Origin of the sequence: Paenibacillus sp. Soil787 (assembly GCF_001429545.1) — a bacterium.
GTDB lineage: Bacteria > Bacillota > Bacilli > Paenibacillales > NBRC-103111 > Paenibacillus_E.
This window is the reverse complement of the sequence record NZ_LMSP01000001.1, coordinates 490,407-516,839: the sequence shown is the minus strand read 5'-3', so window position 1 is coordinate 516,839 and position 26,433 is coordinate 490,407. Positions and strand designations below refer to the sequence as shown.

Annotated in this window: 8 protein-coding genes; 2 read left to right on the top strand and 6 right to left on the bottom strand. The window is 48.2% G+C overall.

All coding sequences use genetic code 11. From position 1 onward, the window contains the following. Positions 1-12: 12 nt before the first annotated feature. From ASG93_RS02105 to ASG93_RS02095, 3 genes are all read right to left on the bottom strand, one after another. Positions 13-3,444 carry a hypothetical protein gene (locus ASG93_RS02105; protein ID WP_056828336.1) on the bottom strand — a complete coding sequence of 1,144 codons (3,432 nt, stop codon included), beginning with the start codon at positions 3,442-3,444 and terminating at the stop codon, positions 13-15. A 158-nt stretch (positions 3,445-3,602) separates the two neighbouring features. Further along, positions 3,603-5,951: an AraC family transcriptional regulator gene (locus tag ASG93_RS02100; protein ID WP_056828334.1), complete on the bottom strand. Its 2,349-nt coding sequence runs from the start codon at positions 5,949-5,951 to the stop codon at positions 3,603-3,605. A 109-nt stretch (positions 5,952-6,060) separates the two neighbouring features. Further along, positions 6,061-6,840, bottom strand: coding sequence for a helix-turn-helix domain-containing protein (locus tag ASG93_RS02095; protein WP_056828332.1), 780 nt, complete (start codon positions 6,838-6,840; stop codon positions 6,061-6,063). Positions 6,841-6,959: 119 nt separating this feature from the next. Between ASG93_RS02095 and ASG93_RS02090 the strand changes: the two genes are divergently transcribed. Further along, the gene (locus ASG93_RS02090) at positions 6,960-9,350 is read left to right on the top strand and encodes an alpha-L-arabinofuranosidase C-terminal domain-containing protein (protein WP_056828330.1); all 2,391 of its coding nucleotides are present in this window, start codon (positions 6,960-6,962) and stop codon (positions 9,348-9,350) included. A 227-nt stretch (positions 9,351-9,577) separates the two neighbouring features. Here ASG93_RS02090 and ASG93_RS02085 read toward each other — a convergent pair whose 3' ends face one another. Further along, positions 9,578-11,560 carry a beta-galactosidase gene (locus ASG93_RS02085; RefSeq protein WP_056828327.1) on the bottom strand — a complete coding sequence of 661 codons (1,983 nt, stop codon included), beginning with the start codon at positions 11,558-11,560 and terminating at the stop codon, positions 9,578-9,580. Between the two features lie 377 nt (positions 11,561-11,937). Here ASG93_RS02085 and ASG93_RS33740 point away from each other — a divergent pair, with 377 nt between their 5' ends. Continuing rightward, on the top strand, positions 11,938-14,010 hold the full coding sequence (locus ASG93_RS33740; protein WP_082614650.1) for an AbfB domain-containing protein: 2,073 nt from the start codon (positions 11,938-11,940) through the stop codon (positions 14,008-14,010). 454 nt (positions 14,011-14,464) lie between these two features. Here the strand turns inward: ASG93_RS33740 and ASG93_RS33570 are convergent, their stop codons facing one another. Continuing rightward, entirely contained in the window at positions 14,465-20,101 is a 5,637-nt protein-coding gene (locus ASG93_RS33570) for a putative Ig domain-containing protein (protein ID WP_063891739.1), read from the bottom strand. Positions 20,102-20,244: 143 nt separating this feature from the next. Further along, the gene (locus ASG93_RS02065; RefSeq protein WP_056828322.1) at positions 20,245-26,250 is read right to left on the bottom strand and encodes a discoidin domain-containing protein; all 6,006 of its coding nucleotides are present in this window, start codon (positions 26,248-26,250) and stop codon (positions 20,245-20,247) included. Positions 26,251-26,433 lie beyond the last annotated feature (183 nt).

Below are 26,433 nucleotides of genomic sequence, written 5' to 3'. Positions count from 1 at the left end.
ACGATTTGCGGTTTATTTCGCCGTTTCTTCTCGCACGATAACGCCGTTTACAAGCTCCCGGACATGAACGTGAATGCCTTTCCCGTCTCCTTCCAGACCTCGAATCGACAACACTTGCGTCCGTCCGTCGGCGAGATCAACGGTCAGTTCTCCCGGCGAGGAAGCATCAGCTGATACAATTGCCGAATCTCCTTCGTGCGGTTCAATAACCGTCAGGAAGTATGCTTCTTTGCCAACGCTGCGGACACTAATGGTTTTCCTCCGGGCGGTATCGTTGCCAAGCGGATAATCGCCGCCGATGGTCCCTTCGAAGCTGACAGCGTCGAGACCGTTCAAGTCAAATACCGCTTCGGCTGGCTGCCCGAAATCTAAAGGCTCAAACGGCAGCGCACTCTCATAGCTATCCCCTGCCAGATGCACCGGACCTCCGTAATAATCGATACCGATGCCGTTCCCGCGATCTACATTGTCGTAACGGACGGGCAAATCGGAGAGGTGAATACGATGGCCGGCCTTAGTCACAACAAAGGGATCTCCCCAGAAGATGGTTTTCTTGGCTGCTCTATCCGTTCCGACCAGCAGCTTAAGCTCCTTCATGCCTGTAAGATCAATCTGTACGCTTCTTTTCCCCAATATCCAGGCGCCGAAACGTCCTTCCGCAAGCGTCACTCCATCTCCAGACACCTTGTAGCTTATCGTCTTGTTGATCTGGTCGGCCTCGGCATACCATCCGGTCATAACCTCCTGCCGCCGCGGCCATAGCGAATGCACATCGAGATTCATAGGGCCATTCTCGTTGTACATGGCGTGGCGGCCGTCACTATCATCCTTTACCCGGTCGTATTGGTGGGAAAACCGGATTTGCACGGGAGCTTCGCATTCATACCAATCGCAGTCGGTTATGAACTGGCCGGAGCCGTAAGGATCGTCGTTCATTTGCCCCGTATGGCGAATGTGCCGCTTCCGCTCTGCCGCAAGGTCCCGGAAGCCCTGATAATGATGAAGGCAGTCGAACGTATGCGTTTCTTCACCTCGCAGGTAGTCCGCCACTATGACATAATCATCCGTCACCGCGACTAGCCTGCGCTGCAGAACCTGCTCGGAATACGTTCCGACATTCCCCTGTTTTCTATCGATGGCAGGAACCGGAACGTCGCGGCCCTCGATCAGACTTCTCTCCTCCGGGAACGTCTCTGGGTACGGTGTTTGGCCTCCGTACGGCGGATCGCTCCACCTTGCCGACGTCTGGGCGGCACAAACGTTCAGCATCGAACCGTTGTAGAACAACAGGCGATTCGACGGCACCGGCTCCTGCATGCGCTCATCGACGACGACCATATTGTGGGACATGGAAGCCTGCACCCACATCTTGAACATGAACGAATTGTAGCCGAACCAAGAGGCGAGGGGGCCGTATGCGTTTCTGCCATGCCGCATCAAAGCAGACAGTCCCATCCGGTCGAAATGTCCGTGGTAACCACCGTGGCTGCCGTATTTCACCACAGCCTGGAGCTGTGAGGAAGGCGCAACACCCGCTTTCCGTGAGCGCAGCAAAGCCAATCCGACGTTGTCGGCATAAACGGATCGTTCGTCATGGCGTACCGGCGGCTCGGGCAGTTCCCCTACTCCGTAAATCAAGTCACGTCTGTCCGCAGTGCGAATAACGGATACATATTTCGGATCGCGCCAAACATAATAAGCCAGATCGTACCATTTCACCATATCCTTCGCCGTAGAGTCGTTGGCGCCGAACAGAATGCCGCGGTCGTCGATGAAAGGCAGCATAGCATCCCAGACGTCTCGCACCGATCTGCCATTGCGGTGAACCGGCCCGTATTTCTCGAACGACATGCCGAGGAAAGGCTTCTCCTTTGTCATTGACCAAGGCGAAAGCATTGCATTCCTTCTATAAGAGGGCGGCACACACCAATTTTTCAGATTGAGACCCCAAGGCTCGCAAGCCTGAACCAGGCGCGTAAACATATCGGCGAACAAGATAACATAGTTGGTTGCCCCTTCGAAATACCAGCCGTCATCCATGACGCCGGTTGCCACCATGTCTACAAAACCGCCCGGTCCGTGGAGGAAGCGCTGAATAAAGTGCATGTCTTGGATGACCAAGCTGCACAGGAACGCTCCGACCATGCCGCCGGATGGAATATTATTCGTATCCCCGTCGGTGATCATCCAATCGACCTTCTCGATAAAGAGTCGGAATGCCGCCTTGATCCTGCGGTGGTCCTCCTCCGTCCAGCATTCCGCATCGTAAACCAAGTCGTAGACGGAGGCGATATCCAGCATCAGTTCGCCTTCGTGTATGAGCCCGCCGGTACTTACCTTTACAGCCCTGGGAGTCGGCAATGCTCTCTCTTCGCGGGAGGCATAAATGTGTAGAAACGGAGCATCCGTAGCCGGATATCCGGTCTCAGGATCTGCGAACCTCTTCAAGAAGCATACAGCCTTCTCGAGTAAATCCGCTCGGCCGGTGAGCTTCCATGCAACGCCTGTCGCGTGCAGATGAAACCGCTGTGACAGCTCGAAGGCGTGAGGCTTTCCTGCTCCCAATGCCTCGGGAACAACCCATTCCTCCGCCATTCGGACATAATTGCCCAACTCTCTCCTCGCCCAGTCGTAGGTATTGGCATTTCGTTTGACCTGCTCCCACCCGGCTTCCGTATGCATAATATAAGGATGGTGGAGCTCTCGTACGGTATGCAAGGTCATTCGTTTAGCGTAGTTGGCGTTACCATTCGGTATTGCCTTAATCGTATGTTTCTCAAACCCACCTGGAGCGATTCCATCGTGAACCGCAGTCCGCAGCGATGCCATGCCTGATTGGCCGGGATCAAGAAGAAGAAGCTTCGGTTCGAGCAGTAAATCCATAGATTCGTACCCGTAACGTTCCAAGCTGAGAGTTACAGCCTGCGTTTCGTCCGTTTCATTGCGGACCGTCAGGTCGTAGACAACGGTTTCTCCCGGTTCAGCCGATCGGGACAGCTGCTCCGCATGTAAGGAAATCCGACCTAGCGTCTTTAGCCGAAGCCTTCTGACTTGCAACTCCTCCACTTGTCCGCCCGCAACAATTTGAGCCTTCATGCCCACCCTGCTTACCATGCGCCAAAATGCGGGTACAGCATGGGAATAATCGAATTCAGTGAACGATACTTCTATTGTTGTCCAGCCTTCGCCGCTCACTGCCGCGGCAGCCGTCGTAAAAGGAATATATTCCGGTCTGCCAATTGCAAGCGGATAAATTCGGAATGTCAGCAGAATCGTTGTATTCTTTGGAAGATTAACCTCCAGCGAAAGAGCGTCCCATGGCCGCCAATCCTGCGCCTTATCGTATTCGAAGATCGCCTCCGCCTCATGGCTTAGAAGTGCATAATCCGTATCGGATCCGCTCATCCCTGTCCATAAGGAGAGATTTTCGATAGTCTTTGTCATTCAATCACGCCTTCCGAATCGTTATCTTAGAAATAAATACAACTGGGCCTTGGGCTCGACTCTTATCTTAGTCGAGCTCAAGGCCCAGTCATAGTTCAAGTTTCGATCATAATAAACGATCGGCAACGATTTAAAGCTTTGAAATCCGACCACTTTCATTAAACGTTACTTTCGCTGTCCTCTAATATGTTAAATTTCGCCTGCTTACGGAAATGGTCGGGTGTTTTACCGCAGTGCTTCTTGAACGACACATAGAAATAATTCGTGTTCTCGAATCCCACCATCTCACCGATCCTGTTCGCCGGCAGATCCGTCTGAAGCAGCAGGTCCTTCGCTTTCGCGAATCGGTACTCCGTCAAATAGACGGTCATCGTTTGCCCCACGATATCTTTGAACACTTTGCGCATGTAATTGGTTGATAATCCTCCGACCTCCACTAGCGTATCCACGGTCAAGCCCGAGGAGCTGTAATTTTCATGAATATGCTGGAGCACTTTGTCGACAATCCATTTGTTCTTTTGCAGCGATTGCTGATCTCTCTGGCCGATCGAGTTCTGGCATATACTTAAGTACCACTGCTCGATCTCTTCCATCGTTTCCATCAAATATAACTGCTTGCTAAGGGAGCCAATATCCATGCGGGTCTCTTCATGATCGGACGCTCCCATAGATTTGGAAACCCGTACGATCGCGATCAGCAACTGGGCAAACACCAGCATCATCTCGTCGAATGAAGCCGTCCGTACCTTAGCGATAAACTCCCCAACAGCCGCACTCGTCTTCCCCAAATCCCCCTGTTTCATGCTGTCAGTTACTTGCTTCTCCAGCAGCATGACCTGACTTTCCTGCAGCGCTTCTCGCGTTTCCGAGAAATCTTGGCCTACCAAACAACCCGGTCCGAGCACGATTCTGTATCGCGAGGCGTCGTATGCGGCGCTCCAGGAAAGCTTGATCTGTGTCAAACCATGAACAAGCGTACCCGCTGCTGCGGAAACGGACAGCTTCAAATATTTGCGAACATTCATCTGAATGTCCTGAAGCGCAGCTGCAAGCCGTTGATCCGCATTCGTCATATCCTCCGGGATATTGGCAACGAGCGCAATTTCATCCTCTCCGCAATCGAAGCAGACCGTCCGGAACGTATCAGATCCAATCTCAACTGCGATATTGGAAACCGCATATTTAAACAAAGAAATATCCGTTTGCTTATAGGCATCCTGCAAGCTGCGAAAGGAATCGATTCGCAGCAAACATACAAGAAATTGAGGATATTCGAATGCTATGCCTACTTGTTTGAGTTTACGCGCCATCTCGGCATCGTCCGTCCAGCTGCCGGTAATCAGCAGCCGCAGCACTTCATTGCGTTTCGCAGATTGATAGTCCGTGACGCTGGTTTGCAAATCCTGAATTTTATTCTCCAAATAAGCAAATGTCCCGCTCAGCAAGTCCAGCTCAGAAACGGGCTTCTGCTGCCTTGAATCGAGGGAAGAGTCGCGAACGCTTCGGATCAGACGATGAATCGGGCCGTAAATGAGGCGGGTAAAGAAGCCGCCAAGCCCTAGTACGGTCAATAGCAGGATCGTCGTTACCGATAAAATATATTGCTTCATTTCCTGCACATTACGGAGTAGACTCTCATAGTCGATAACACCTATGAAGGTCCAGCCCAAGCTGTCGGATTTGATATATGAGATGCGGTAGCTTCGGCCGGCCTGTGTGATCTCCATAGTACCTCTGGGCTCGCTGGAAGCGCTGATTTTCTGTACATAGCTTTGATCCGACATATTCGTGTTAATCTTTGAGCTGTCCGTATGAGAAATCACTGTACCTTGCTTGTTCAGAATCATCGAGTGAAACGAACTGCTGCCAGCCCCGCTCATGATCATTCTTTGCAAGGTTTGCTGATTCAGATTCACGACCATGGCGCCGTTCGCATTCTTTCCGATGGAGTTAAAATAAACAATGGAGATCAGATCGTTGTCATACTGTCTCGTATCGATGTCATACCGAATATGACGCGAAAAAAATATACCAGACTTAGAAGGCTGTAAGTTACCCAGCAGCTGGTTCATCTCTTGGTCGTAGAAATCGTTAAAGGTCCGCACGGTGGATAACGAGGAGAATACAAGTTTCTTTTGATAATTTAACAAATAAATCGAGTGTATCAATGGATTGGTATTGCTGAGTTCATACAGCTTACCGCCTATTCTTCCCAATTCAGTCGTATTGAAATCCACGTTATAAAAACCGTACTGGACATCCGCGCTCTGGAAAGCGCTAGCAAAATTATCATACATTGAGTTCAGCAAAATGTTCGCCGCGTTATATGACTGCTCAACGGAGCGATCTGCAGATCGATTGATTTCATTCGTCAAATTCCTTGAAACTTTAGAAGTGATAACAAACGTCAAGACACCGATGATCAGCAGTCCGACAAGCACATACGACGATACAATCCGGATCAGAAAGTTTTTGTTGCGCATGAACGACGTGATGTTATGGATCATAGCTTTCCCCCCCGTTTTATTGTAGCATCACCCGAATTAATGTTAAAGGGAATAGTTTTGTGGGAAAAAGGCAGACTGATCGTTTTCGAATACATCAGGTTTTTCTTTGTTAACGTTGCGACCTGTACCCGCTTGGCGTTACGCCAACGAAGCGTTTAAACTGGCGCATAAAGTGGGTATCGTTTTCATATCCGCACATCTTCGAAATGGCAGCTATGGATAGCGAGCTGTTCCCCAGAAGATACTTGGCATATTCCAGCCTGCTGTTGATGATCTCAGAAACAACCGAACACCCGAATAGTTCCTTATAGATATGCTGGAAATACGACTTGCTCAAATTGACGCGCGAAGCAATCTTTTCTACCGATAAATGGATTTGGGGCGAACTGTACAACTCGCCCCGCAGGTCGGAAAATTCGTGGAAATATCGGCTCATTTTATCGGGCAGAGCGGCTCTTTCAAAAAGATTGCGCAGCTTCATAAAAAGCGTTCTTATCTCGGAGTCAATAATCTTATCGCGCAGCGAACCGCCCTGCCTGTAGATATTCTGCAATTCTCGGATGCATCTGGTAATCACAAGCGGATCTATGGCCTTGATGAGCGTGTCAAATGGAAAATTCAACTGCAAAAGGAAATCCAAGAATTCATTACCTTCACAATGGAACCAGTCGTTGACGAACGGATTCTCCAATTCCCGGTAGAGATGGGTGGTTTCGGGGCGGAATATGATGTAGGAATTTTTTTCTGCTGTGAGCAGCCTTCCGTCCAGAACAACCTCCGAATTGCTTCTAAAAAAAACAAAGGCATAATTTCCAGCCCCTGCCGGACGATCAATCGTGATCCCGTCTCTATGAATAAAATCATATCCGCAACTAATCATATGAATCATATTGCATCTCCATAAAAAGCACGATAGGTAAGTTTTTAGCCATTATAATTTATTGTTTCCAAATGAACAAGCACATAAAATTAAAACTAATAAAAAGCAGTAAAGGAGACGAAAAAGCGATGAAAGCTCAAGCAACGTTGAAAATATATACACAAGAGCGGGGGGCTGAATTAGGCGACCTGTTTGGCATTTTTTTCGAGGATTTGAATCATGCGGCGGACGGAGGGCTTTATGCGGAGCTTGTTCAAAACCGTTCTTTCGAATTTGACCCGATCGATCGTGCAGAGTATCATGCCTTAACGGCCTGGGAGAAAGTCGAACGAGGCAACGGAAAGGCAGAAATCACGGTAGAAGACAGCTATCCTTTAAACACGCGTAACCCTCATTATGTGGCCATTGATATCTTATCAGAGGGTAATGGCGTCGGGATTATGAATTTGGGATTTAATAGCGGTATTCCTGTAAAACAAGGAGAAAAATATCAGTTCTCAGTTTATGCCAGGCGGGAAGCCAGTTTTGACGAGCCAGTTAAAGTAACTGTTGAGAGTGTGGATGGTACTGTTCATGCCGAAGCATCGATCACGGTACATTCATCCGAATGGACCAAATACGGCGCGACATTTATAGCAAATGCCACAGATAACAGCAGTCGTCTTGTGATAGCTGCCAAAGGAAAAGGAAAACTTTATCTCGATATGGTATCGCTTTTTCCGGAAAAGACATTTCGCAACCGGCCAAACGGCATGCGGGAAGACATTGCAACGCTGCTCGCGGACTTGAAGCCGAAGTTTATGCGTTTCCCTGGCGGCTGTCTGATCCATGACGGTTCTTTGAATCCTGATGATAGAAATTCTATGTACCGATGGAAGAACACTTTGGGCGATATTGCGCAAAGACCGGCAAGACGCAACAATTGGAACTACAATCAGACATTAGGTTTGGGTTATTATGAATACTTTCTATTCTGTGAGGATATTGGCGCAAAACCAATTCCAATCCTGCCGGGTGGATATGACCCGCATCATAAACGTATCGTTCCTCTTGAGGATTTGGGTCCCTGGATCCAAGACGCGCTGGATTTGATCGAATTTGCGGGTGGCGACCCTTCAACAGAGTGGGGGGCAATACGAGCTGAACTGGGTCACCCGGAACCGTTTGGCCTGGAATATATCGGTATCGGAAACGAAGAAGTGGGAGAACCGTTTTTTGAACGTTATCCTTATTTCCACAGAGCAATCAAAGAGAAATATCCGGACATCAAAGTCATCAACTCCAGTGGTCCATTTGCGGCCGGAGGCGAATATGAGCGCGGCTGGAATTCCGCAAAAGAAAATAAATCGGATCTTGTGGACGAGCATTATTATCAGTCGCCGGAATGGTTTCTGGCACATTATAACCGATACGATGCCTTCAAAGCTGATGAGCCCAAAGTCTTTTTGGGAGAATATGCTTCATGGGGAAACACGTATTATAACGCACTAGTAGAAGCTGCTTTTATGACGGGTCTGGAGAAAAATGCTCATGCAGTAGGGCTGGCCTGTTATGCGCCGATGCTTTGCAATGTCGATTATGTTAACTGGAAACCGGACTTGATTTGGTTCAACAATCACGAAGTATTCGGAACGGCAAACTATTATGTGCAAAAGCTGTTTATGCACCATCAAGGAGATCAACTATTACAAATTGAAACAACAGGATTGGAGAAAAAACATAAAAAAACGGTTAAGCCGATAAACGGAGCTTTTTCACTTGGGACAGACCTTTGTTCTATAGAGTTTTGGGATATTAAACTGGTAAACAATGATACCGGAGAAACGAAAGATTTGAACAACTTATCTGCCGAGCTTTCGCTTTCGGATATGAAGGAAGACCGAGTCAATGGAACGGCAAAGCAAACGCTGGAGCTGGGAGAAACAGATTGGGAGAACTATTCGCTGAGTCTGAAAGCAAGAAAAATCAGCGGACCGAAAGGTTTCAACCTATATTTTGGAAAAAGCGACGATAACAATCAGCTAATCTGGGAAATTGGCGGGTGGCAGAATCAGGATTCGCTTCTGGCTTCTAGAGTGAATGGCAGGACATCAGTCCTAACCCAAAGTATATTTAATTTGGAACCGGACATTGAACACGAATTTACTTTAGAAGTGTCGGGAAGACAGATCCGTGCCTCTATCGACAACGTGTTATTCAATGACACGGAAGACAAGCTTCCGGTAATCGAACCCCTTTATTATTCAGCAAGTTTCGAACGTTCGACAGGGGATGTCATCGTTAAGGTTGTAAATGTGCAGGAGAATAGTGTTCATACGCAGGTTGTTTTGGAGGATTTGCAAACAACAACTTTGACAGTTGATGTGTCCGAAATGTCCGGGCATGCGCTTGATGACGAAAATAGTTTTACGTCGCCTGAGCGGGTGTTGCCAAAACAGAAGCAATTTAGGGTGGAAGGCTGCAGTTTTTCTTACGAATTTCCGAAGCATTCTATTACTGTATTTAGATTAAATAAGTGAAAGTCTAAACAGCTTGAGCCCGGTAATTAGCCGGGCTCAAGCTGTTTCGTCTGCACAATATATCGTTTGTCGTTCTTCCAATCCTCTTCCATGTCCGAATAAAAGCTCATCGTTTTTTTTCAACCTGAAGTAAGATTTTGCTGACGGAATCCGTGACCTTCTTCTCGATAATACACTCTGCGATCGTGTTCCAAATGACGAAGGAACATGAAAAAACTGTACTTCCACTAAAATCCAGTCTTCGGAATTTCCATCGGAACTTGGTCCAAAGGCTGTTTGCGGCCTATTCGGACCTCATACATGTTTCGATGGGCCAGCTTCATCTGGTCCACAAAAGCTTGATATGGCCGCTGGCAGACGTCGACCGCTCCGATTTGATAATTCTCTCCGTCAAACCGCCCTAGTACAGGCTGATCATTAAGCTGAAAATAATGAACCCCAATCAATTCCGGAATCACGGCAGCTTGTTCCACATAATACAGGTATGCGAGCCCCCTATCTTCCTGGGTGGTAACAGCCCGAATGCCATAAGCAAGCATTCCGGCATCCGCAGCTCCGAAATGAAATTCGCCGATCATTACCGGTCTCTCTAACCTCTTGCTGATACGCTCGATAAGTTCCCTGTCCGGTTGAAACTGATAGCAATTGATGCTAAACACATCGAAAGCTTCGCAGCCTTCCAATATGTCATCGTTTGCCACCCAAGCATAACGCATGCCCATGTTCAAATGATGGGGATCCGCTTCTTTGCAAAAACGTGCAGGAATTTCCACATATCGCCGGATCATCATACGGTTAAATAAAGCAAAATCTTGCTGGCGCACCCAATTATCGTTAAACTCCACTTTCCCGTTATCTAACAAATCCCGGAAATCTTGGTAGGAAGCCTCCCAGGCAGTATTCCACCCCGCAACTGTCTCATACTTTTCCTTCAACCATTCGATAAACCTTTGTTTACTTGCAAATGGAATAGGATTCCGCAGCATGGCCTCCGTCAAATTCAAGCCGTCAACGAATGCCCAGTGGGGTTCATTCCGCATAAAATATCCCACTAACCGTTTATCTTCTTTCATGGAAATAAGCTGTTTCGCAAAATCTGCAGAATTCCACTCATATTCCGGGTCGTAAACGTCAGGAAAATCCCGAAAGATTGTTTCTTTCGTGGACGGAAACCCTTCCATCGGATATACATACGGAAGCTCGGATCGGCTGATAAAATCCGGTTGGGACCAATTCCCTATCGTATTGATTCCCCAATCCTTCAAACGATGCTCCGTCAGCTCCGTCCAAACTTCCCGCCAATTCTCACCAAAAACACGAATCATATTGGACACGGCCAAACAATAACCATGCGGCGTCCATGCATCGCGAAACGGCCCGTCTTTATCCGGAAGCGGAGGCATCAAATGCTCCATGCCGGAAACCCGCATTTCACTATAGGGCCCTACACAGTCCATTCCCGTACTGAACAGCGCATACCCGTCCGGATCTACAAACCACCAACGCATCCCGTCGAATTCAGTCCGGAAATAACCGGTAGAGGGAAAGCGAATCTCCTTCCATCCGCCGTATAAGCCTGTATCCGATGTGCAGGCATCGGAACGTTCTCGTGCAAGATGAAACTGTGCCTTCAACTCCCGTTCCAATTCATCACTGGACTCTGTTTTTCCCGGCCAATCCTTCCAAGAAAGCTGCCCGAGCTCATCGATATAAGGCTGTGGCTCGAAAAGGAAATCCGGCTTTGATCGGGTCAACCGTAACCCTGAAACTTCGAACCGTCTGGCGGAAACCGATGGAATCGTAGAGATCGAGAACCTGTCTATCCGGTTCCGATCCACAGAAGAATCGCCCCTGAGAACGGTTTGCAGAACTCCTGGAAAACGGTCCAAAAACAGCTTTTCTCCGTTTAAGGCTTTTAAAGGAAAGCACACTCGTGTTTGAACATTCGGAAGTACGCCGAAATGAACGGAAATCGAACGGCCGCACTCTTCCTGAAATGTAAAGATAATGACTAATACGTCATGTGATTCGTGGTACACATCCGCAGTCATGAATTCATAATCGACCCATATCTCTTGCGGATAATGGGATATATCCAGATGGACGCCGCCGCCATCCGAAGAAGTTTCCACGATAAAATGATCTTCGCTTACCACTTGCAGCCTCACTTCCGGGCGGCACCTAAACGTATTTGCCATGAAAACCTTCATGTTCTCCCCAACACTCCTCTCTCAGTTGAACCAAATCCACGCATGATTTCCTATGATGCCATTCGCCTCGTCCCGGACCCCCACCGTATCTTTAAAAATAACAAAATGGCAGCGCTTTATCCATTGCAATAATATCAGATTTGTTGTAATTTCTTTCAATTCAACTGACCACTTGCCATAAAAAGCGGAATACCTAAACATAAAAAGAAATCACAAGAAATTGAATAAATGTGCAATGGAAAACGCTTTCATCAGGGGCTAAACTAAGGTAATTAAAGGAGGTGCTGCTCTCAAAACAATCGACCTACGCTAGTACAGGAGACTCGTTGGTCCTTAGTTCGTATTTTGTTATCAAAATTTAAAGGAGATGATTTGAGATGAAGAAGATTTTAGCGTTTTCAATTATTTTATGCCTTCTGGTTAGCATGATTGGGTTTGTTAAGGAAGGGCAAGCAGCTACGGACTTTGTACATCCTGGCATCCTACATACACAAGCAGATTTCGACCGCATGAAGCAGATGGTTAACGCGGGCACACAGCCGTATCTGGACGGTTATAACCAGCTGGTTAACAGCCCTCTTTCATCATCCAATTGGACCCAGCGCGCTACGGCTACGATCACTCGCGGGGGCACAGGCGACAATGTATCCTTGTTGTACATCGATGTTGCCCGTGCTTATCAGAATGCCTTGCTATGGAAGATCACCGGCAATACGGCTAACGGCGACACGGCGCGCAACATTCTGAACGCCTGGTCGTCCACACTTACGACGGTCACCGGTGATGCCGACCGTTATTTGGCTGCCGGACTTTATGGATATCAGTTGGCAAACGTGTCAGAGATTATGCGCGATTACCCCGGTTTCAATGTGACCCAGATGCAAACCATGCTGCTGAATGTATTTTACAAGCCTCTTAACGAGCGCTTCCTTATCGGTAATGAATACGGCGCGGATCACAACGACGCATTCATCCAAAATTACCGGGCGAACTGGGATCTGTGCAATATGGCGGCGACGGTTGCGATTGGCATTTTTACTGACCGCCGGGACATCTACAACATAGGCATCGAATACTTTAAACACGGCGCTGGAAACGGATCCATCTATAATGCGATTCCATTCCTGCACCCGGGTGGGCTCGCACAGTGGGAGGAGTCCGGGCGCGATCAGGCGCACACGCAAATGGGCATTGGACTCATGGCAGCAACGAGTGAAATGGCTTGGAATCAAGGTGACGACTTGTATGGATGGGCCAATAACCGTTTCATGCGCGCCGCCGAATACGTCGCCAAATATAACAACGGAGATGATAACGTACCGTTTGCGACCTACGAACGGGGGACCAGCACAAACGGCGCCATTCAAACAGAAACGGTAATATCCAGCGCCAGCCGCAATGAATTGCGTCCAGTTTGGGAAATGATTTACAACCATTACGCAAACCGAAAGGGGCTATCGGTGCCCAATATTGCCGCACGCGCACAGCTCGTGAGACCTGAAGGCGGTCCTAATACTCAATATCCTTCAACATTCGACCAATCCGGACTTGGTACACTTCTCTATACCCGGCCGTCCGGCAGCGGTGGAACGGCAACTCTACCTGCTGGAAATATTCCCGACGGCACTTATCGTTTCATTGTACGCCTTAGCGGCAAGGCTATGGATGCAGCCGGAACATCAAATGGTGCAAATGTTCAGCAATGGACATCTAATGGAGGAACTAATCAACAATGGACTGTTACCCATCTTGGCGGCGGCCAATATAGCGTCAAGGATGTGCGGAGCGGACTATCATTGGATGTAGCAAGCCAGTCTTTGGATAATGGCGGCAATTTACAATTGTGGAGCTCTAATGGCGGAGACAATCAGAAGTTTGCTTTTATCCCTGTCGGCAGCGGTTATGTCCGCATCACCCCTGTGAATAGCAACAAACCGGCTGACGTGAGCAATGCCTCTACCGCAGATGGCGCCAATGTGCAGCAATGGCGATATGCGCTTGGCACTAACCAACAATGGAGGCTCGAACCGATATCCGTAAACGTTCGCTTGCAATCGTATAACTATCCGGACCGTTACGTGCGGCATAGTAGCTATCGTGCACAGATAGATGCCAATGTTACTCCGGTTCAAGACTCACAATTCAAGATGGTTGCCGGATTGGCTGATTCGAGCGGCGTTTCGTTCGAGTCCATTAACTTCCCAGGTCGATTCCTGCGTGTCCGTTCCAATGGTGAGGTATGGCTGGATCAGAACGATAGCACGACAACTTTCGCAAATGATGCAACCTTCCGCCGCGTAGCAGGATTAGCGGATGCCCAAAAATCGTCCTTCCAAATGTGGACGGATTCAACCAGATATTTGCGCCACTCCAATTATCTGTTGTATGCCCAGATCGGGTCAGGATCGACATTTAACGCCGATGCGACTTTTACTGAAGTCACTCCGTAAAGCCAGTAAAGTCTGCGAATTCCGCGTCCATGATTATGCTCTGAGCGCAGCTTAGGTCGTATGTCACGGGATATAACTTCCTATCACCAATCATGCTCCGTAGTGGAATCAAGGTGACGTATGTTACGGACTCCAGTGACGTTAAATGCGGCAAAATGAAGCTCTTCGAGCTCTAACGGACCCAGTAGCCGCTATATCGCGGTAATCATCCCGAATCAGCCGTTCGCGCAGCAGATAACGTCCCCTGAGTCCGCTAAAACGCTGATTGATAGAATTCCGGCCGAATAAGGTCCATACGGTCCGTTTAGATCCCAAATAGTGAAGTCGACGACTTCTTTAAATCCACCCTGCAAATCAGCAAATTTTACTAAATTTATAAATGGTTTGAATTTTATGTCTCCAATCAAGAAGCCCCCATACCTTCAATGCTGAGGTTGGGGGCTTCTTTTAACGTTTACTTCTTGCCTAACTGATCATGAGGTACGGTGACGGTTACGGACTTAACGGTTTTGTTGCCGGCTTTGTCTGTCGCCGTATACGTAATGGTATAGATCCGTCCGGTGTCTTTCCCCGAGCGTTCCGCCCGCAGGTTGAACGTTTGATCAAAGGTACCGTACTCGGCATTTTGGATATCGATCGGCAGATCATCGTTGCTCGTGCCTTGATCCGGTTCATTGCTCGTAATCGATGTCAGGACGATCGACGTGATGCCGGATCCGCTATCGCTGCCGTAAACCTGCGCAGTGACCGTATCGAGCTTATGATTCGGCGGCCAAAGCACCGTCTTATCGAGCACAACATCGAGCAGCGGCGAAATCGTATCGACAACGTTGATGTCCACCGTCATGGATGCCGCCGCACCTCTTGCATCGTATACGTTAAATGTCACGCCATAGCTGCCGAGTACTTTCGGCGTCCAACCAAATTGACCGGTTAGCGCATTGAAGGAAGCTCCCTCCGGCAATACATTCGCATGATAGGTTAGCGCATCTCCGTCTGCATCCGTCGCATACACGGAGAAGGTAACGGTGGTGCCGGCTTCCACAGTCATAGGCTGGATCGGCGAGAAGACCGGAATCTCATTGAGTGCCTTCAGCACGGCAATCACATCCGCGGTAGCCGCATCAATGATCTCCTGTGTGGCGGCAGCCGGGACAGCATTCATTTTGTCAAGTGCATTCTGCAGAGCTTGCCATTGATCCGCCGGATACTTGGAGCCGTCCAGCGCTTTGGCTTTCAAATTCATGACATCGATCAGAGTTCGGTCGATCGGCTTCTCGTAGAACTCGAGCTCGGCGACGTTCGAGCTCCCGCTTGGAGAATAGAAGCGCAGATAACGGAAGGCCGCCCCATTCGTGATTGCGCCTGAATTCCATGCCAACGAACCGATGCCGTTAATCGTATAAAGATCGGTCCAGTTCGTTCCATCGCCCGAACCTTGAATGATCGAGCCGTTGATCCGGGGCACAAAATTGCTTCTCGGATAGAACCTAACGCTGCCGATGGATTTGGCATTGCCTTCACCCAAATCGATGAGAATCCAGCTTGGGTTGGCCGTGGTATCGGTATATGTGCCCGTATTGCCGTCAAACGCCCGCCATCCGTTCACTGCGGCCGACCCTGCGCTAGCGTTAGGCCAGGCTACAGTGGAAGCAACGACCATTGAAGACGTCACGTCAACTTTCGGCGCAGGGAGCGTAATTGTCTGTACAAGCGCCGCTTCGGCCCCAGCGAGCTGCGTGACAAGCGCCGCTTTATCGGCACCCGGCAAAGCGAGCGCAGCTTGGATCCGTTCGAATTCCTTCTGATACAGATAGTAGCTGCCCTTGGTATAGCCATCCGGCTTCAACATGCCGAGTTTGACCTTAAAATCAACCGTTTGACTGATCGTAAACAATCCGTTGCTCACTTTAAAGGTCACAAAGTTGTCGCCGTAATTCGTATGAGCGGGAGTCCATGTGAAGATACCCGTGACCGGGTCGAGCGCCGCGCCCGAAGGCAGCTTAGCAGCGCTGTAAGTCAGTGTCGCCCCAGTCGGATCCGTCCCTTTCACCTGAAACATAAACGCTTGACTTGACGCAAGCTCCATCGTTCCACTCTGGGCGATGACCGGTTGACCTTTGACGGTGAGCTTGACGGTGCGGGAAGTAGCCCCTCCGTTCGCTGCAGCGGTTAAGGTTACGGTATAGACTCCTCCCTGCGTTTTGTCCGGCGTCCATACGACCGTACGCTTATCCGCATCGAAAACCGCTCCTTGCGGCAGTCCGCTGACACTGAATACAGTGCCGGCAACGGAGTTCAATTGATGAAGCTTGAAGGTGAGCTGATTACCCGCTATAACGGTTTTATCCGCTACGGGAGCGATTGCCGGAACGCCCGGCAGATAGATCAGACTTTCGTAGGCCGCCCGTAAACTATCGACTGCGGCATCAAGCTGAGTCTGGCTTGCGCCAGTATTGGAGGCGACAGCTTGCGCCGCAGGGATAGTCTGCTGCAACGCTTGTACGCTGTCAGCCGTATAGATGCCGGCATTGCCTGCTGCAGCAGCTTGATCCAGCAAGTACGTAAGCAAGCTGTTGTCAGCCCCATACCCTGTTTGGTTAAACAGGGCCCCAATCTCGGCATCGCTTAAGACGCGATTGTATACGCGAAACTCGTCGACCATGCCGTTAAACAGCGGATCAGCAAACTGGCTTTTGCCGATGTAGTTCGTGCCAGGCATGAAATCGCTTGGTTTGATTGTGAAACCGCTTTTGGTCGCTTTCAGTGCGCCATCCACATACAGCTTCGCCGTACCATTCCCCAGCGTCACCGCCACATGCACCCATTGATTGGCCGGCATTTGCGCAGTTTCCACGGATTGTTCGCTGCTGCCGTTCTTGATATCGAAAAGAAGCTTATTAGTGCCCGATCTCGGCGTAAGGAACATGTATTGATTGGTGTTGTTGCCAAAATCGAAGATCCGCTGCCACTGGCTGCTTCCCTTCCAATACACCCAGGTTGAGAGAGTGATCTCGTTGTAATTGGACATGGGGTGAGAGGCCGGCAGCATGACGTAACTATTCGTTCCGTTCAGGTTGAGCGCTTGCCCGACCTTTCCTGCCTCGTAAGCTGCGGTTCCAAATACGGTTCCGTCAGTGGACGAAGAAAACCCGAACGTATTCTTTGCGTTTCCTTCGAACGAATACAATGACGTCGTGTACGGTACCAACAAACTGCGGGCATCATAAATTTCGTTAATCAGCTCTTGCTCGGTATAATCAGGATTGCCGACGGCGTTCTTCACATATTCCAATTCTTTCTGGAACAGGTAATAGCTTTGTTTCGTATAATTTTCGGCAGGCAGCGTCGCCGCTTCCGCCAGCGCTTCGGTAATAGTGCCCGGAATTTTATCAACCATCTCATGGCGTTCTCCAAAGATTCTAAATTCGGACAATTCAATCATGGTGCTCGAAGGCTGAATCATTTGAATCTTCAGGTAGCGGAACTGCTGATTTTTGAGATCATCTTGTACCTCAAGTCTTTGCATATCTTCAGTAACCGTTGTCAAGCCGGGCGTTAACCGGGTCCAATTGACTCTATCATTGGATCCAAATATGGCAGTACCGCCGATCCGTTCGGGGAAACTGGCTCTTACCTGGAGCCCGAAGGCATTGGCCGACACTTTGTAGTTGGGCCCAAAATCCATGAAATAGCTCAAATTCTGAGCCAAGTAATACCCTGCAAAACTGCCTGCATAATTATCCATCAGCATGGGCAATTGAGTTCCAAAGGTTGAACTGACAAACATATTGGCATAGTTCATGCTTCCGTCGCTTAACAGTGGCGTCAATAATTGAAGACCTTCCACTGCATTGTTCAAGTCCGATAATTTCTGATAGAAATCATCGTCGGATGCGCTGGAGATCAATTTCATGACCTCTGCATACGCTCGATTATAATTGTCAAGAGTTGCACTAATATAATTTGTAGTGGCATTATATGGAGCGATTATTGCGCTTACTGCCGATTGCCGGTCATTGGTTACGACAACTGTAACATCCTTCGCTGTAATCGCGGTTCCGTCCGACGCCCCCACTACGAAGGAATAGGTTCCGGCTTGTGTCGGCTTCCAGGAAAATGCGCCGGTGCTCTCATTGAACACAGCACCCTGAGGTAAATTATCTGCCTGATAAGTGACTACATCGGAGCTACTAGCGTCTACTGCGGAGAAATCGTATTTGATCGTTGCCTGAGACCCGACATTGGTAAATAAATGTAAAGCTGCATTTCCTGCTGCAAATACAGGAGGCGTCAGCAATGTTCCCGCTTGATAATTAAGGTGGTCAATGTCAACTGTAGTGCCGGTTCCTTTTACATTGAAATAAGCGAGATCCCCCAAACCTTGGAAGTCATTCATTTTATAAGTCACATATCTCCACTGCCCCTTCGTATCCGGCAGCGTCAACGTATCGTTAATACTATAGCTCATTTCCAGCTTGGCTACCCCATTGGTCCGAATCTTGATTCCAATGGTTTTCTCTCCGGTGCCCGAACCGACAAGCGCAATTTTGCTTCCCGCTTCCGTTGCCTTGATCTGGACGAAGGAAGTATTTCCCTCTTGTTTTGTCGTAGAATTACTGTCAAAAGCCGTATAACGATCTTCAATTTCTCTCAATGGTTCTGTTATTGTTTTTACAAGATACTTTGTACCCTCAGCCTCAGCTGCTTTAGGTATGAAGAGCCAGAAATCTCCTCCTCCATCTACGCCATCCCAATTGTAAATCACTCGGTCAGCGAACATTTGGGTAAAGTATGGGGCTCTTTCTTTGATATTGATTCCCTTGACATACTTATAGTAATAGAACAGCTCCCACGTATTTTGAGTCAATCTTCCTCTGTATTGCTGTGACAGTTCTTTATAAATAATAGTTGGTTTTCCATTGGCATCGGTATGTGCCGCCACAGGAATCCATGGTGTATCATAACCGAGCATGAACTTGGCAAAATATTCAGCAGCATCCAGGATTCGATCATTCAGGAATTCATACGGGCCTACAGCATTCGACGCTGTGGAAACCGTCCCCTCTACCGGATCGACTTTTGTTCCCTGGGCAAGCAATAAACGTGCTAATATTTCCATATTGGTGACGTCTCCGGCGCCGTGCGCCTGGTCCCGGCCCATTTCCACTTGCTGTACTACCGGGGGATCTACAACCTCACCTGTCAATTCATTTTTCGTCACCAATCTGAATAATTGCTTGATGGAGCCATTTTGCCCCTGGTCTACAGCGGTCTTGTTAACGGTAAACCACTCTACTCCCTCATTGTACCGGTCTCTGTTGCCGGTAAAGATATAACCTGCCATAGCTCCAAGCAGCGGATAGAGATGCTGGTTCATAAAATAGTCATTACGATGCTGAAGCGTTTCTATGACCGGGGTAATCAGGTTCGTTGTAAAATCGGCCGTATCTTTGTCCGTCCATTGCAATCCTGCTGTTTGATAACTGGAATATCTCAAGATTTCCGCAGCGGTAACCATACGGTTGAGAGGTATCCCCGAGTGAATATGCGCATCGGTATAATACGCGTATTGCGCAGGATCCATCTGGGACCAAATGCGAATAATACGCATGGCATTTGCCCGATAAGTCTCATCACCGGTTACAACATACAAAATAGCTTGAGTATAAGCCTTCAAACTATCTGCTATAAATTTGGATTCGACGCCCTGACTATTAAAAGCATATGTACCCGGTTTCGTAGGATCAGTGCCGCTCTGATTGCTGGACGTGACGGTCTTTGAAGAGGCAGAAGATAATAGCATTTGATTAAAATAGGTATTCCAAGGTTCCTTTTGCGCCCGTACCTCTGTCCTCACATTTTCAAGCATATCCTTGGTAAGTCCAACACCGGGATGTTTGAAACCGCTTGCATCAATGACCTCATTGATCATTGGTTGATAATCCGTAATCACGGATTGAGCTGTTGTATCCGCTGCAGCTACTCCCGCCGCTAAAGGCAAGATCGTTGCCATTAAACAAAAGGAAACAAGTATAGCCAACTTACGCTTTAGACTATTTCCAAATCTACGCCTTTTCCGAAGCTCCATTATGTACGCCTCCATTTAATTATAATATCAACGGGAAACTGAAATTCAGTTGCGTTGTGCCGACGTTAGCACCTTTCGAGAGAATTTATTGAAGCCGGGAGGAGACATTATGTCTTCCTTCCGGTTTCATGTGATTCTTCTTATTAATGGCTAGATTGATCGTGAGGCACGGTGACGGTTACAGATACAGGTGTTTTGTTGCCCGCTTTATCAGTAGCCGTGTACGTGATGGTGTAGATATTTCCTCTTTCCGCACGCACGCTGAATGAAGTGGCGGCTGTACCGAAATTGGCAAGAATATCCCCTTTACCGCTATCCGGCAGATTGCTTGTAATGGAGGTCAACACCACAGATTCAACTTCTGAACCGGCATCAGTCGAAAGCAGAGTGGCATTGATAGGCACCATGGTATGATTCGGCGGCCAAATCGACGTCTTATCCAACTGGACAGATAATACAGGAGCTGTCTTATCCACTTTGAACTCAATCGTTTTGAGTTGTTCTAGGTTGCCGGCTTCATCTTTACTGTGGTAACCCACCTTATAAGCTCCATCACCAAAGGAAGGAATGGATCCAGTATATAATATCCAGTCACCGTCATTGATCTGGTACTCCGTTGTCACAGCTCCTCCATATACACTGGCGTATACCGATAAACTAACGGTAACATCCGATGTGTACCAGCTGTTCTTGCCGTTAGGCGTAGCAGGGTTTAACGTTGCGGTGGTAATAGGAGCAATCTTATAAATATTGCTTACAATCATGCTGGTTACATTCGATACATTGCCTACAGCATCCATTCCTCTTGCATATACGGTCTCATTGTCTTGGACAACAACGGATTCCGTATAGGCTGTCCACGGGCCGCCTTCGCCCACTTTGTACTCCTTCACCGCCGCATCGGACGGATAGGTGGCCGTTACGGTGACACCTTGATTGGTCGGAGCTGTGGTATCTACTGCCAGGGTCGCATCGGCAGGTGCGATATGATCGATGTTGCCAACCATATATTGAGTGACATTCGATACGTTGCCCGCAGCATCCGTACCTTTTGCATACACTGTGCTATTGTCGGAGACAACCACAGGAGCGCCGTAAGCGGTCCAAATGCCGTTATTGCCTATCTTGTATTCCTTCACCGCAGCATCGTCCGGATAGGTGACCGTTACAGTGACATCCTGGTTAGTCGGCGCTGTAACGTCTGCGGACAATACGGCGTCCGCAGGCGGCATCCTGTCGATATTACTTACGGTATAGCTGGTTACATTCGAAACATTGCCTGCAATGTCCTTACTTTGTGCATAGACGGTAACATTGTCGGATATGGTCACAGGCGAAGCATACGCAGTCCATGTGCCGTTATCTCCTACTTTGTACTCCTTGACCGTCACGTTGTCCGGATAGCTGATCGTCAAGGTGACATTACCATTGGTCGGATCTGTCATGTCAGCCGTGAAGATGGCGTCCGAAGGTGCTGTCTTGTAAATGTTGCTGACCGCGTAGCTCGCCACGTCCGAGACATTGCCAGCAGCATCCGCACTTCGTGCATACACCGTTACGTTGTCGGAAACCGTTACAGGAGCCGTGTACGCGGTCCATACGCCGTTATCCCCCACTTTGTACTCCATCACCGCCGCGTCAAGCGGATAATAGATGGTTACATGAACATCTTTGTTGGTCGGCACTGTCATATCTGCATACAAGCCGGCCACAACAGGCGGAGTAGTATCGGTGATGTTTACAGTGACTGTATGCTGCTGTTCCACATTGCCTGCCCAGTCCACGCTCCAATATACGATCGTATGGGTTCCATCGGTGGTCAATGTAACCATGTTCCCAGTTTGCTGCGCGCCGCCGTCTACTTTGAAGTAGGTCGCCGCCAAACCGGAGCTTTCATCAACGGCATTGAGGCTTACCGTCGTATTATTGTTGACCCCTCCCTGCGATGCATTATCGGTTGTTACCGGAGGCGTCACGTCCGCCGCTTTCACAACCCCATGGAATCTCACTTCAGTCATATTCCCGTACCAAGTGTTGCCATTGAAAATTCGGATATAACGGTACGGTACTTTACTGGCAACCGCTAAGGTTTGCCAATCCATCGTTTTTCCCGCTGCTGCTGTGAGCGTCGTCCATGTCGTATTATCGTTGGAGCCTTGGATCACGGTACCACTAATTCTCGTATAATTGGTATCTTGTCTTGCAATCAACTCCACATTCGTCAGGGTAGCTTGATTGCCTGCCTTAAAGTCAAAGATAATGTAACTCCCTGTTCCGGAGTTGGTGCTGCCTATACGAAAATCGGATAACGTACCTAAATTGCTGTCAAACAGACTATTCACCTGTGATAAGGTTGTTGCTGCAGATCTGCCTGAAGTAGAATCGATTAAATTCGTGATGCTGGTCACATTTTTAATCGTATCCGACTCGTCAACAAGGTACAGCGAAGTGCCGTCGGTTGCAGAAGAGACCGGGTATCCGTCCTTTCCATTTTGCTGCTTGTAATTAATGGCGAATTTCACGGTTCCCGCTGCTGCGCCTTGAGGTAAGGTCGCAGCGGCCGTAAAGTTGATATTATCCGTCGTGCTGACCGTTGCAGCCTGGCCTTGAATCGTGACATTGACGGTATTAATCGCTTCTTTTGCTGTGAAGGCTAATTTGACTGTGTTCCCCGGAACAATCCTCTTATTAAGGTTCTGACTCGAGCTAATTGAAGCCGACTGGATTTTGTTAATAGATTCCGTCACGCCATACAATCTCAGTTCAGCCATATTCCCATACCAATTGTTCCCGTTGGTTATACGGATATAGCGATACGGTTGTGTGCCGCTGATGGTTAAGGTCTGCCAAACATCTGTCTTACCTGCTGCGTTAGAAATGGTGGTCCAATTCGTATTATCGTTGGAGCCCTGAACCACTGTACCGCTGATTCTGGTGTAGTTACTATCTTGCCTAGAAATTACGTCGACCTTCGAAAGCGTTGCCTGGCCACCTTCTTTAAAGTCGAAGGTGATATAGGCTCCGTAACCGCTGCCATTTAGCCGAAAATCCGTTATAGTGCCTAAATTGTTGTCAAACAATGTACTTGCCGTTGCCAGCAGATCTGTCTGGTTTCTTCCACTGGAATCTATTAATGTGGTAATATCCAGCAGATTGCTGATCAGCCCTATCTGGTCGGCAATGTTCAATGCAGAGCCATCGGTTGTGAAGATGGTCGGTGCGGCATCATTACCTGCAGCCGTTTTGTAGTTGATGTTAAATTTAACTGTACCTGCTGCAGCATTGCTATTGACTACCCATGCAGCTGTCCAGTTCAAATTGTCGGCAGTTGTAACTGTTGCGGTTTGCCCTTGAATCGTTACATTCACATTATTAATCGGTTCTGTCGATGTGAAGTTCAGTTTCACCGTGTTGCCTGCAACAATTCGGTTTTTCAAGCTCTGATCCGAGCTGATGGAAACCGACGAAAGCTTGTTTACCGCCTCATGGCGTTCTCCAAAGATTCTGAATTCAGCCACTTCAAGCATGGAACTCGATGGTTGAATCATTTGCATTTTCAAGAAGCGGAATTGCTGGTTTTTGAGGTCATCTTGCACTGCAAGTGTTTGCATATCTTCCGTAACCGTTGTCAGACTGGGGGTTAACCGGGTCCAATTCTCTTTATCATTGGAACCAAACATGGCTACACCGCCGATACGTTCCGGAAAACTGGCTCTTACTTGAAGCTCGAAAGCATTCGCCGACACTTTATAACTAGGCCCAAAATCCATGATATGACTCAAATTCTGAGCTACACAAAAACATACAAAGCTATCAGGAGTATTATCCAAAAGGTTTGGCACTGCAGTGCCAAAGGTTGAAGTAACAAACATATTGGCATAATTCATGCTTCCGTCGTTTAAGGGCGGGGTCAATTGTTGAAGCCCTTCAACTGCACTATTCAAGCTCACCATTTTCTGATAGAACACATCATCGGATGCGCTGGAGATCAAATTCATCACGTCAGCATACGCTTGATTATAAGTATCAACTGTTGACGAAACATAACTGATATTAGCATTATACGGAGCGATGACTGCGCTCACTACCGATTGCCGGTCACTGGTTACTACAACTTTAACGTCCTTCGTGGTAACCGTAGTTCCGTCTGACGCCCCCACTACAAAAGAATAAGTTCCGGCTTGTGTCGGATTCCACGAAAATGCTCCGGTGCTCTCATTAAATACAGCGCCCACAGGTTTATTATCCATCTGATAAGCGACTACATCAGTTGCGCTCGAGTCCGTTGCGGAGAAATCATAATTGATCGTGGTAGTAGACCCTACATAGGTAAATATATTCAAATCTGCATTTCCCGCCGTAAATACCGGAGGCGTCAGAAGTGTTCCTGCTTGCACGTTAATGTGGTCGATATCAACCGTCGTGCCAGTGCCTTTAATAGTGATATAAAGGAGATCACCCAAACCTTGGTAAGCATTAAACGTATAATCCACATATTTCCACTGCCCCTTTGTATCCGGCAGCGTCAACGTATCGCCAAACGCCTCCATTTTAGCTACGCCATTGGTCCGAATCTTGAATCCGATGTTTCTTGTCCCGTTGGCGTAACCGGTAATTGCAATTTTGCTTCCTGCTTCCGTTGCGTTGATCCGGGCATAGGAAGTCGTTCCATCTTGCATGGTAGCGGAGTTGCTGTCCAATGATGTGTATCGGTCTTCAATTTCCCTGTATGGATCCACAATAGGCTTCACAAGATACTTGGTACCCTCAGCCTCGGCTGCCGGAGGAATAAAGAGCCAGAAATCTCCGCCTCCATCTACGCCATCCCAGTTGTAAGACACCCGCTCGGAGAACATTTTGGTAAAGTTAGGAGCTCTTTCTTCCATATTGATGCCTCTGACATACTTATAGTAATAGAACAGCTCCCACGTATTTTGTGTCAGCCTTCCTCTATAACCGCCTGCCAGTTGTTTGTAAATAATGGTTGGATTGCCATTGGCATCGGTATGGGCCGCAGTGGGAACCCACGGTGTATCGTAACCCAACATGTAGCGGGCAAAAAACTCGGAGGCGTCCAGGATTCGATCATTCAGAAATTCGTAGGGACCTACAGCATTCGGCGCAGTGGAAACCGTCCCCTGTACCGGATCTACCTTTGTTCCCTGGGCAAGTAATAAACGTGATAATATTTCCGTATTAGTGACGTCTCCGGCGCCGTGCGCTTGATCCCGGCCCATTTCAACATGCTGAACTACCGGAGGATTAACCGTCTCACCTGTTAAGTCATTTTTATCCACTAATCTGAATAATTGCTTAATGGCACCGTTTTGCCCTTGGTCTACAGCGGTCTTATTAACGGTAAACCACTCTACTCCCTCCTTGTACCTGTCCAGGTTTCCAGTAAATATATAACCTGCCATGGCCCCGATCAGCGGATAAAGATGCTGGTTCATAAAATGGCTATTATCATGCAGAAAAGTTTCGGTTACCGGAGTAATCAGGTTATTCGTAAAATCGGTTGTATCTTTATCCGTCCACAGAAGATCCGTTGTTTGATTGCTGGAATATCTCAAGATTTCTGCGGCGGTAACCATCCGGTTGAGCGGGATTCCTGCATGAATATGCGCATCGGTATAATATGCGTATTGCGCAGGATCCATCTGGGACCATATGCGGATAATATGCATCGCATTGGCCCGATAAGTCTCATCTCCGGTTACAACATACAGAATCGCCTGGGTATACGCTTTCAAAGCATCTGCAATAAATTTGGATTCAACGCCCTGACTATTAAAAGCATAAGTGCCCGGTTTCGTAGAGTCGGTGCCGCTCTGATTGCTGGACGTGACGGTCTTAGAAGCGGATGAAGAGGTAAGCATTGCGTTAAAATAAGTATTCCAAGGTTCTTTTTGTGCCCGAACCTCGGTCCTCATATTCTCAAGAACATCCTTGGTCAGTCCGACACCGGGATGTTTGAATCCGCTTGCATCAATTGTCTCAGTAATCGTTGGCTGATAATCCGTGACAATCGATGTTGTATCTGCTGCAGCTACTCCTGCCGCTAAAGGCAGGATCGTGGCCATAAAAGTAATGGAAACAACAATAGACAAAATGCGCTTAAACGTATTTCTTAAACTAAACACTTTCATTTGTACTCCCCCATTCATTCTGCTGTGCCTTGGTGTAATATCACCCTAGATAAGGACAATGCTCAAACAACTTTTCCGAATCTTTATCTTTATTCACCTCCACAGAACCCCTTTTTTTACAACAATCAAACAAGCATCTTTCAGCACTTTCACAATGAATCCTATCAAAATGAAAGCGCTCTA

Excerpts from the sequence above, each read along its gene's own strand:
- ASG93_RS02105 (WP_056828336.1), bottom strand. The coding sequence starts at position 3,444 with ATGACAAAGACTATCGAAAATCTCTCCTTATGGACAGGGATGAGCGGA.
- ASG93_RS02100 (WP_056828334.1), bottom strand. The coding sequence starts at position 5,951 with ATGATCCATAACATCACGTCGTTCATGCGCAACAAAAACTTTCTGATC.
- ASG93_RS02095 (WP_056828332.1), bottom strand. The coding sequence starts at position 6,840 with ATGATTCATATGATTAGTTGCGGATATGATTTTATTCATAGAGACGGG.
- ASG93_RS02090 (WP_056828330.1), top strand. The coding sequence starts at position 6,960 with ATGAAAGCTCAAGCAACGTTGAAAATATATACACAAGAGCGGGGGGCT.
- ASG93_RS02085 (WP_056828327.1), bottom strand. The coding sequence starts at position 11,560 with ATGAAGGTTTTCATGGCAAATACGTTTAGGTGCCGCCCGGAAGTGAGG.
- ASG93_RS33740 (WP_082614650.1), top strand. The coding sequence starts at position 11,938 with ATGAAGAAGATTTTAGCGTTTTCAATTATTTTATGCCTTCTGGTTAGC.
- ASG93_RS33570 (WP_063891739.1), bottom strand. The coding sequence starts at position 20,101 with ATGGAGCTTCGGAAAAGGCGTAGATTTGGAAATAGTCTAAAGCGTAAG.
- ASG93_RS02065 (WP_056828322.1), bottom strand. The coding sequence starts at position 26,250 with ATGAAAGTGTTTAGTTTAAGAAATACGTTTAAGCGCATTTTGTCTATT.